Here is a 10339-nt window from a genome sequence, read left to right as displayed (position 1 = left end):
AAGTAGCCACAGTTCCTGAAGAAGATATTATGGAAAACATTAAAGCTATAGATTTAAATAAATTAAGTGCTGAAAGATCAGCCAAAGGAAAAACATTTTACTATTTTTTACGGTGATACAGGATACAGTTATGAATCCATCATGAGACCTTATTTTAAAGGCTCCAGTGGAATCACCATAGAAGATCCTTATATCCGGGCATCCCATCAAATTCAAAATTTTATTAGGTTATGCGAGACGATTGTACGACATTCAACAATCCGAAAAATAAATTTGGTAACATCATTTGATGAGAATACGAATGTTTCTGAAATGAGGGACAGTCTTGATGAGCTTAAACAAAGCCTGCTTGAAATTGATATTGTCTTGGACATAAAACTCGATCAAAATCTGCATGATCGTGAAATCAGGCTGGAAAATGGCTGGACAATAAAAATAGGTAGAGGGCTTGATTTCTATCAGAAACCGAATAGTTGGTTTGAATTGGGTGTGAATGATTTGTCATTACGAAAATGTCTTGAAACCAAGGTGGATATTTTTAAAGAGTAAAGACCCAGTATTTTAATTCGTATCCACTTTTAAGATTGCGGGAAAAATGAATTATGGAATTCAAACTCATCGACCACTTTTGGGCAGAAGTTTTTCAAGATATTTTAAAAAGAAATCTCTATAAATAAAAGGTTATCCGCCAAAAGCCGCTAAAGATATCAATGATATCAGATCAAATTATGATAGAATTCCTGAAATTATAGCAGATCAAACTGAGGTAGGTTGAGGCGAGGACTACTTGCAGGACAAGATCCTTTTGTCAGGCGATGAGAACCCAAGACTTTCCCTGTTAAACCTGCCTGATTTGAAATCTTGAGTAGCGACCATGTATACCATCATTGCAGGGATTTTTGATCAACGACAAATATTTTTCCTGCGGGAATTCTATATACCGCTGGTCAGGTTTCAATTTGCTGAATTTTTATTACGATTATTGCATTGAGACGGTGGGTCGTGTAACGTGAATCTGAACTATACATAAAAATTATTTACGATGGTTTCTTTCACTCCTGAATTTGTAAAATATGCATGTATCAAAGATACCATCTGAACAAAACCTTAATTCTTATCAATAAAGGAGGTATCTATGGCCCTGATCAATACCGTGTCACTCGAAAAGGCGGAGGGCAAAATGAAAGAAGCCTATGGCATGTTCATGAAAAATTTAGGTGTTATTCCCAGACCCTTAGAGATGATGAGTGCCAGCCCGGCCATTTTCGATAATCAGTTACAAAGGATAAATTATTATACAAATCATCCTACGCTCAGCTTTGCCCTGCTATCTCATATCCGCTATTTGGTAGCCCATAACTTGAACTACAACTTTTGCATGGACTTCAACAAACATATTTTAAAAAAGCAGGGTTTGGAAGATGAAGATATTCTCAAAATAGAAGCCGATCCAACAAAGAATCTGTTAGAAAAGAAAGATTCAGCTATGTTGGCTTTCGTTGTCAAAGCTGTCAAAGCCCCGAGTTCAATAGATGCTGACGATATTAACCGGCTAAAGGAAATGGGTTGGGAGGACAGGGATTTAGTTGATGCCTTAGCTCATGGGGTCAATATGATCGATCATTCGATCATGATGGAAGTGTTTCAGATGGACCAGAATTGTATGGTCAGTTGATAAAACCAGATACATGGGCGATACCGGATATCATTCATAGGCATCATCAAAAAAAGGTTTCTATAGGCTTTAAAAGTACAGAAGATATAAGGTGATCCTCTCCAAGAAAACTGGCACCAAAGTTAAGTTATTTTTTCCTGGTCAGCCGGATTTGTCCCGATACCTGTCAAACGGTCTTGATTCATCGCGCTGCTTCCGAATTTGCATTTTTTCGTATCCCCTCATCGGGAAAAATGCTTTCAGAGGTCCCCCTTTTCGGACAGCTTGACGGTCTGTGTTTCAGACGTACTTTATAGACAACTGTTTTTTCTAATTTTTTGTCAAACCCATTTTGACTTCTCGATCCCTGCTTAAATCCTCAATTAATGGAGGCCGAATGGAAAACAACAAGTTGTCACGACGTGAATTTATGGCGCTTTCCGGTGGTGCACTGGTTCAGATCGGCCTGCCCGGAACTTTTGTTAAACTCTCGCATGCTGCCAATGATGAGTTGGCCGACCAGTTAAGGCCGGATGGCAGGCCGCGGTTACCACCCGGGCAGATGGCGGTTGAATCCATTCAGCCAATGGGAGGGATCTCAGGCCCGGGCCTTGATCCCAAATGGCAGCTGCAGATTAAAGGGGAGGTGAAAAAGTCCACGATTTTCAAGTGGGACGACCTCATGAAGTTTCCTCAGACCGACCTTATCTGTGATGTCCACTGTGTCACCGGATGGACACTTCTGGATTCCAGGTGGCAGGGCATCAGGTTGAGCCATCTGATGGATGCGGTCGATGTCAGTAAAAAGGGAACAGAATTCTTTTTGCAAAAAAAAGCGAGGACTACCTATCGACTAAGTCCAGTTTTTCAGATGGATAACGACCATAGACTTTCCCTGTCAGTCCGGGTGTTTTTATAAAAACAATTCAAATACAATATGTAATATCGCCCACGGGTTTTCTTAAAGCCCGGACTTTGAATACTAATCTCCTCCGGTAAAATTTTGATTGCGGTCAGCACTGGAAAAAGAAGTCAACGCCTTTTGATTAAGTGCGTACAGCGACTGTAGATAGACAAAATACTCACCGTCAACCTGCCAAATTATCTATGGATTTTCGTATTCATCCAACACTTCCCTGACTTTCGCAGCCAAATCTTGCCTTGAGAATGGTTTTTGGATAAACTGCATATCGTCATCCAATACTCCGTGATGGGCAATCACGTTGGCAGTGTACCCGGACATGAAGAGACATTTAAGATCTGGAAAGTGTTTATACATTTCTTTAGATAGTTCTCGACCATTCATGCCAGGCATTACAACATCGGTAATGAGCAGATGAATCTGTTTGGCATGTGATTTCCCAATTTTTAAGGCCTCCATAGGATTCGATGCCGCAATTACACTATAACCCAAGCGTTCGAGCATCAAGGTCGCCATTTTTAAAATGGCCTCTTCATCCTCCACTAAAAGGATAGTTTTCCAGCCTGTTTCATCAGTTTTTTTTGATACCGGCTTTTCGGCCAGATGTACTTTCCCTGCATGCCTTGGAAAATAGAGTCTGAAAGTTGTTCCTTTGTCCACTTCGCTGTAAACATTGATGAACCCATTGTTTTGTTTTACAATTCCGTATACGGTTGCCAATCCGAGACCTGTTCCTTCGCCAATACCTTTTGTAGTGAAAAACGGTTCGAAAAGGTTTCCTAATATTTCCTTATCCATGCCACACCCATTGTCGCTGAACGCAATCATTACATAATCACCAGGCACAAAACCATTGTATTTGAGGCAATAGTCCATGTCAAAAATTACATTGTCAGTCTCAATCGTAACTTTTCCGACATCTTTTATAGCATCTTTTGCATTAACGCATAAATTGGCCAAAATTTGATCAATCTGGGAAGGATCTATCTTGATCGACCAAAGGTTTATTTTGGGTAGCCAAGCAAGGTTGATGTTCTCACCGATCAACCGTCTCAGCATTTTCAGCATTCTCTCGATAGCTTCATTCAGGTCAAGCTCTTTAGGTGAAATTGTTTGTTTGCGAGCAAAAGCTAATAACTGGCGTGTAAGGTTGGTTGATCGCTCGGCAGCTTTATAAATTTCATGGAGGTTTTTAATAACTGGATTTGTTTTATCTAAATCTTCCAAGATCATTTCAGTATTGCCAAGAATAATACTCAGCATATTATTAAAATCATGCGCAACTCCACCTGCAAGCCTTCCAATCGATTCCATTTTTTGGGCCTGGCGAAGTTGTTCTTCCATTTTTTTCAGATCTGTAATGTCGGTTGCGATTTGGATTCGGACCAAGCGGCCGTCAATCCATTCTATTGCCCGGTCATAATTGACGTACCATTTCCCTGTTTTTGGATTTTTACCCTGCCAAGAAATAACACCTGTCGGGATACCATTTTCATCGATAAGCTTATCATTGTTACAGTGTTTACATGGTTTTGATTCTCCTCTGAAAGCATGCCAACATATTTCACCTGTCAGGTCCAGACCAAAACTATCAATCATGTGCTTGTTCATGAAAAGAATCTCATGAGTTTTCATATCTGCAACATAAATAGTGGCGTCAATACTTTCCAACACAGTAAGGAATCGTTCATGGGATTCCTGCAGTGCCTTCTCTGCCTGCTTACTTTCAGTGATGTCAAGCGCTGTAAAAGTAACACCAGCACTTAAATCATTGATTTCAATAGGTGTTGAACTCATTAAAACGTTAATAAGTTCCCCGTTTTTACGCTTCATTACTGTTTCGACAGTCCCTGTCCCTTTTACCTTTATTTGTTCATATTTCTCCCGACCCACTTTTTCAAATTCATCAACTGAAGGATAAATAAGTACCGACTGCTGACCGATTAACTCATCTCTTGAAAAACCCAGCATTTCACAAAATTTATCATTGACTTGCCTGAATACCCTGTCATGTATGACTCCAATACCCGTCGGCGCAGCTCGGAAGATGCTTCGCATATAAGCTTCACTTTCTTTAAGTGCTGTTTCAGCCCGCCGGCGCTCTGTCAGATCAACACCTAAACATGTAACATCAACGATATTCTCATTAATATCTTTGGTAAGCACATTAGACCAGGACACATTTATGTGTACACCATGTCTATCAAGGATCTCATTTTCATAAGTGGAAAATCCAGTGGTAGTCTTTTGCCTCATTACTTCAAGGAAAAACTTTCTCACCTCTTCTCGAATATGTTCGGGGATGAACATATCAAACCAATCCTGGCCGATAACCTCTTTTTCCTCCCAACCTGTCAATTTCAAAAAATGTGTATTTACAAAAGTTATCTTAGCCTCAGGGTTTAGAGTAATGCCTATTTGAGGTGTGTTAACAAGAACATTTCGCCATTTTAGTTCAGAATTGATCAAGGCTTTTTCTGACTTTTTACGATCTGTTATATCAATGATTGATGTTACCCGGACAACTCCTTTATTTTTATAAGGCATTGTCTTTGCTCGAATGGAAATTGGGAATTTTTGGCCATTTTTACGCATTCCAATTGCATCATAAGTATCAAATTTATTCTTTAGCATGTGGTTTTTGACAATTTCATGGCTTTCCGGGGCAATGATATCTGTCCCAAAAAGCCCTATTAATTCTGAAGGATCTTTGCAGCCAAACATTTCAGCAGCGGCCTTGTTTGCTTCTATGCAGAACCCATCTTTTGTGAAAAAAATTGCTTCCATTGAAGCTTCCGAAAGGTATCGGGTACGCTCTTCACTTTCCTTGAGAGCAAGTTCTGCTATTTTTTGCTTGGTGATGTCCTGGAAGGTTCCCTTCAGCCTGACAGTTTTCCCATCAACGATCTCTGGATGGCATATGCTCCGTGTCCACAGATGTTTTCCTTTGGCGGTGATGAATCGGATCTCCATGTCATAGGACTCACCGTGATCAAGTGCTCGTTTAATGACTTGTTCAAGCTGTGGCCTGTCTTCAGTGTGAAAGAAACTGATCGCTTCCTGTAAAGGTGGATTTTGATCCAATGGAACATCATGAATGCGATAGGTCTCATCAGTCCAAGTCAACTCCATTGTATCTGCATCCAATTCCCATCCTCCCACTCTGGCCATACGGCCGGTGGCGTCGAGGAGCGCTTTGTTTTTTTTCAATGCAGCTTCTTTTTGTTTCCATTCAGTGATGTCGCGGGCAATTGCAAAAGTGACGCCTTTTTTCAGGTCGGGATGAGATACCCAACTCAACCATCGATAACTTCCATCTTTGCACCGATATCGGTTGTCAAAATTGATTACCTTTGCACCACTCTGTAGCTTCTTCTCAACCACCGATAGTGTTGAATCAATGTCATCAGGATGAATAAATTTAAAAAATGACTTTTCTAATAGTTCTTCTTCAGAGTAACCAAGGATATCTGTAAATGCAGGATTGATTCTAAGAAAGGTTGCAGTATTGATTTCAGCGATACAGATCATATCAAGGGACATGGAAAATATCTGCGCAAGTTCTTCCTCAGTCCGCTTATGTTCCAGTTCAACCTGCTCTAATCCTTGGACTCTTTTTTTCAGTTCTTCGTAGGTGGACTTTTTAGACATGATTTTGACCTATAATTATGCTGGAGGACGATTTTTTACATACTTGCATTAGCCATAATCCTTCAAAGGTTCAAGAATTCTACCAGTATCTTTAAGCACGTTTGATCAAATTCACGTTACAATAAATATTATAATAATGCAAAAAACTTCATAGGTTTGAATCGAATTACTCGCGACTATAGATGGTATCATCCGTCATGAGCAAAATTCCAAATAGAGCGACAACTTCCAAAAAAAGAAGTGCTGGGTGCTCAGCATCAGGACGGTGGTGTGGACTTTAACGTGAAATCCGGGTTTTCTATGATAGAAAAGCTACCCAAGACTTTCCCTGTGAGTTCGCGCTTTATCTCAAATTGTTTAAACCACAATATGGAGGCTTTTTCAAATTTCAAGAGTCAATTATTCTTGCAACTATTCATTAACTTTTCAAAGATTCAACCATTCAAACTGTATCCTTAAGGGTCAGGGGATATAACAAATGGTCAACTGCCAGGTGGCTGCTATGATCCATCCAGGCGAATGGTCTGCACTGAAACAGATGAACAAATAAAACATGCCAAACCCGATAGTGCCGACCACCATCCAGAACTGCCAGTTTTTAAAAAAAAAGTATCACACTGCTGGATGATCTGCTGACCAATATGACCAAGCGTAAATTGATCACGTCGGGCAAGCCCGCCTTGGCGGCCATTCTGTTATTCGGTAACCACGGATATTCCATTCATATCGGTAGGTTTAAGGCAAGTAAGGAAATCTGGCAGTACCCTTTGTCCTGACAGGCGATATTGAAAAATATGGCACCGGGTTTATCCGCATCCGGAAAAACCTCAAAAAGATGGGTGTGTTAAAAAGAATCGCCCAGATAAGGGCGGATATTGGGAAGTGCTTGTGAAACCATCTGAGAAGGAAAACCAGGGAGGGGTCTATATCAAGCAGTGCCCCCACCCTGTATTTCACCGTCACTTGTTCACTAAAAATTTATCAGAGCGTTATTTATACACTTTTTTTATGAGTTGTGTTTTATACTGGGCTTTTGGCAGTTCATCCACCAGTTCAACATTGGCTCTGAAAATTAATTTTTCTCGTATTTTTGTCTCAATCAATTTTTTTAATTTTTTTCCATCGCCCGGTTGGTCTCCTGTCTCCACTTTTAATTTCAGCGGTGGCTCCACAACCGGGCCTGGTGCTTCAAGCTGAATTTCAACAGCACCACTGACAAGAGGTTTCAATGATGACACAACATCCAGGATAGCCAGGGGATAAACATTGACACCTAAAATAGTCAGCATATCATCTGTCCGGCCAAGTACTTCAATTTTAAAACCTGTCCGGCCGCAAATACAGGGGGCAGTTGAAAGAATCCTGACATTATCCCGAGACCTGTATCGCATAAGGGGCATACCGCGAGATTCTAGAGAAGTGTACACCAGTTCTCCTTCAGCTCCTGCTTCAATAGGTATGGTTTCAAGTGTTTGTGGATGGATCAGCTCTACATGGACAATTCCCTGAGATAAATAATGCATGCCATTGCCACGATCTTCAAGACATTCTCCAAAAATGATACAGCTCATCTCACCCATTCCCATGCCTTCAATTGCTGTCGCACCGAAGCTTTCTTCAATCAGGGGTCTGATAAGCTTTGTGCCGCCCTCAGCCCCGCCGATAATTCTTCTTAGGCCAAAAGTTTTAGGATTAATATCGAGGCGTTCTAGCTTATCAAGCAGATAAGTCCAAAAAGAAACTGTTGCGTGCAGGGCATCAGCCCCCTGGTACTTGAAGGCGCTTATGACTCTGTCGACATTGAAACCGGTCGGAATGTTTGTTGCCCCGGTTTTTTCAATACCTTCTCTGAAGGTGTCTGCAATAAAGGGCGCCGTCGGGATATTGACCACCCGGCTGTTTGGCCGGATGCCACCGGCCCAGCAAAGCCTTGCTATGGCTTCGGCCTGAACATCATTTATGTCGTTACGGGTTAGACCGATGTAGGTCGGAACCCCTGTGGTGCCGCTGGATGAATACACACGTGATAGTTGATCTTCCGAGCAGGCCCGATGATTGCCTACCGGCGGGTTATATCGCTGTGCTTCCCGCAATTCATGTTTTTTTGTGAAAGGTAGTTTAACGATATCCTCAAGGCGCTTTATGTCTCCCAACTGAATATCTGCCGTTTTAAATTTTTCTTGATAAAGTTTAGAATTTTTGTATAGATATTCTAATTGACTAAGAAATTTTTTCTGGTGATGTCCATATAGCTCATCGTCCGAAAGTGTTTCCATCTTTTCATTAAATATCTTCCTATCGTTTAAATTCATCATTCCTCCATGGGTTTATTATTTTTTTCAACTTTTATGTTAAGCCCTTAATTTTAAAATATCTTTATAGATTACAGGACAATTGATTCTGTTTAATTTTTGATCGGGTACTTTATTCTCATTGCTGAATTTCTTTGATTGTATCCCACCTGATGCGAAGATAGAAGATTGGCAATAAAACTTGTAGGCATGATTCCATTCTCCAATCTTGTATGGCTAATACAAAAAAATGGGATAGTGCTGATGTCCACACCTCAATTTAAAGTTTGATATTCCCATTATTATTCAGGTGCATCAACTCTTTAAGCTACGCAAAGTAAGCGATTTGCTGATGAACCTCAATTCATGAGGTTCGGCAAAAATAGAACGATTTGAGGGAAAAAAATCAACAGAAAATTGCAGACGATCAAGGCCAGCAACATCGGCATCACTCCTCGGAAGATCGTTTGCAGCGAAACGTCTTTGGCAACACCATTGACCACATAAACATTGACACCCACCGGCGGTGTGATGACGCCCATTTCGCAGATCAGAACGATTGTAACACCAAACCAGATAGGGTCGTAACCCAGATTGATGACCACCGGGTAGAAGATAGGAATGGTCAGTAAGATCATTCCCAGCGAATCCATGAAACACCCGCCAGCCAGATAGATAAGGATAATCACCGTCATGATCGCCCATGCCGGAAGCGGAAGGGCCGCCACCCATTCAGCAAGCAAATAAGGAATCTGAGTTACCGCCAGAAAATGGCCAAAAATCGTGGCGCCTGCAACAATAACCATGACCATGCAGGCGGTTCTTACGCTCTCGTTGCCTGCAAGGAAGAATTTTTTCCAACTCAGTTGTCTTCTGATGACCGCCAGCGTCAATGTAATGAAAGCGCCAGCGGCGCCAGCTTCTGTGGGCGTAAAAAAACCGAGAAAAAGCCCACTCATGATCAAAATAAAAATAAACAACATCTCGATAGTCCCCGGAAGGGAGGCTATTTTTTCTTTGAAGGTCGTTTTCGGTCCAGCAGGACCGAGTTCTGGATTCACTCTGGTCACAATGTAAATGGTGATCATGAACATGGCAGATAACATCAGACCGGGCAATATTCCGGCGGCAAAAAGCCTGCCGATGGATTGTTCAGTCATGATTCCGTATATAATGAAGATCACACTGGGCGGAATGAGTATACCAAGGCTGCCCCCCGCGGCAATTGTACCGGTAGCCAGCCCCATGTCGTATTTGTAGCGCTTCATCTCAGGCAGAGCGACTGTAGTCATGGTCGCGGCCGAGGCGGTGGTTGAACCGCAGATAGCGGCAAATCCGGCGCATGCCAAAATGGTGGCCATGGCGAGTCCCCCGTGCAGATGCCCAATAAGTGTGTAGGCGGTATTGTACAGCCGGCGGCTGATGCCGGAATGATAGGATATTTGCCCCATGAAGATAAACAAAGGGACAACGGTCAAATTGTAAGACCCCCACGTGGCGAAGATATCGGATGCTAATACCCGCAATCCGGCTTCAAATGATACGATATATGTATAACCGACAAAACCGACCAGTGCCATCGCGAATCCAACCGGCATTTTTGAAAACAACAAAACAATCAGGACGATCAGACCGATAATACCTACCAATGTTGGATCCATGCATCTATCTCCTATCAATATTTTCCAAACTGAGTACTCTAAATTTCACAGTATTAGGATCAATAAAAACCGCCTGTCTAAAAACATTTGGACGAAACGATATTTTCTCCTGAATTCCAGCCAACTTGCAAATCGTTCAAGACGGTTTTAATCGCTTCTT

At 41.6% G+C, this 10339-nt stretch carries 6 protein-coding genes and 1 pseudogene; 3 read left to right on the top strand and 4 right to left on the bottom strand.

Annotated features, from left to right (window positions below; all coding sequences use genetic code 11):
• The first annotated feature begins 66 nt into the window (after positions 1-66).
• The 3 genes from Q1Q15_RS05005 to Q1Q15_RS04995 all read left to right on the top strand — a co-directional run bounded on the left by Q1Q15_RS05005 (position 67) and on the right by Q1Q15_RS04995 (position 2573).
• A complete protein-coding gene (locus tag Q1Q15_RS05005; RefSeq protein ID WP_300457308.1) occupies positions 67-549 on the top strand; it encodes an MIT C-terminal domain-containing protein in 483 nt (160 codons plus the stop codon).
• Positions 550-1135: 586 nt separating this feature from the next.
• Positions 1136-1675, top strand: coding sequence for a hypothetical protein (locus Q1Q15_RS05000; RefSeq protein WP_300457306.1), 540 nt, complete (start codon positions 1136-1138; stop codon positions 1673-1675).
• Between the two features lie 376 nt (positions 1676-2051).
• The gene (locus tag Q1Q15_RS04995; RefSeq protein ID WP_300457304.1) at positions 2052-2573 is read left to right on the top strand and encodes a molybdopterin-dependent oxidoreductase; all 522 of its coding nucleotides are present in this window, start codon (positions 2052-2054) and stop codon (positions 2571-2573) included.
• Positions 2574-2759: 186 nt separating this feature from the next.
• On the opposite strand, the gene Q1Q15_RS04990 is transcribed toward Q1Q15_RS04995, so the two are convergent.
• The 4 genes and pseudogenes from Q1Q15_RS04990 to Q1Q15_RS04975 all read right to left on the bottom strand — a co-directional run bounded on the left by Q1Q15_RS04990 (position 2760) and on the right by Q1Q15_RS04975 (position 10179).
• On the bottom strand, positions 2760-6227 hold the full coding sequence (locus tag Q1Q15_RS04990) for a PAS domain S-box protein (RefSeq protein ID WP_300457302.1): 3468 nt from the start codon (positions 6225-6227) through the stop codon (positions 2760-2762).
• Positions 6228-6689: 462 nt separating this feature from the next.
• Positions 6690-6821, bottom strand: a pseudogene (locus tag Q1Q15_RS04985) (multidrug resistance efflux transporter family protein); the annotation flags it as partial.
• A gap of 395 nt (positions 6822-7216) precedes the next feature.
• Positions 7217-8539 carry a hypothetical protein gene (locus Q1Q15_RS04980; protein ID WP_300457300.1) on the bottom strand — a complete coding sequence of 441 codons (1323 nt, stop codon included), beginning with the start codon at positions 8537-8539 and terminating at the stop codon, positions 7217-7219.
• A gap of 338 nt (positions 8540-8877) precedes the next feature.
• Positions 8878-10179 carry a TRAP transporter large permease gene (locus tag Q1Q15_RS04975; RefSeq protein WP_300457298.1) on the bottom strand — a complete coding sequence of 434 codons (1302 nt, stop codon included), beginning with the start codon at positions 10177-10179 and terminating at the stop codon, positions 8878-8880.
• Positions 10180-10339 lie beyond the last annotated feature (160 nt).

It is taken from the genome of Desulfobacula sp. (assembly GCF_030145145.1).
Lineage (GTDB): Bacteria > Desulfobacterota > Desulfobacteria > Desulfobacterales > Desulfobacteraceae > Desulfobacula.
The sequence above is the reverse complement of the archived record's forward strand: the minus strand, read 5'-3'. Positions and strand labels throughout refer to the sequence as shown.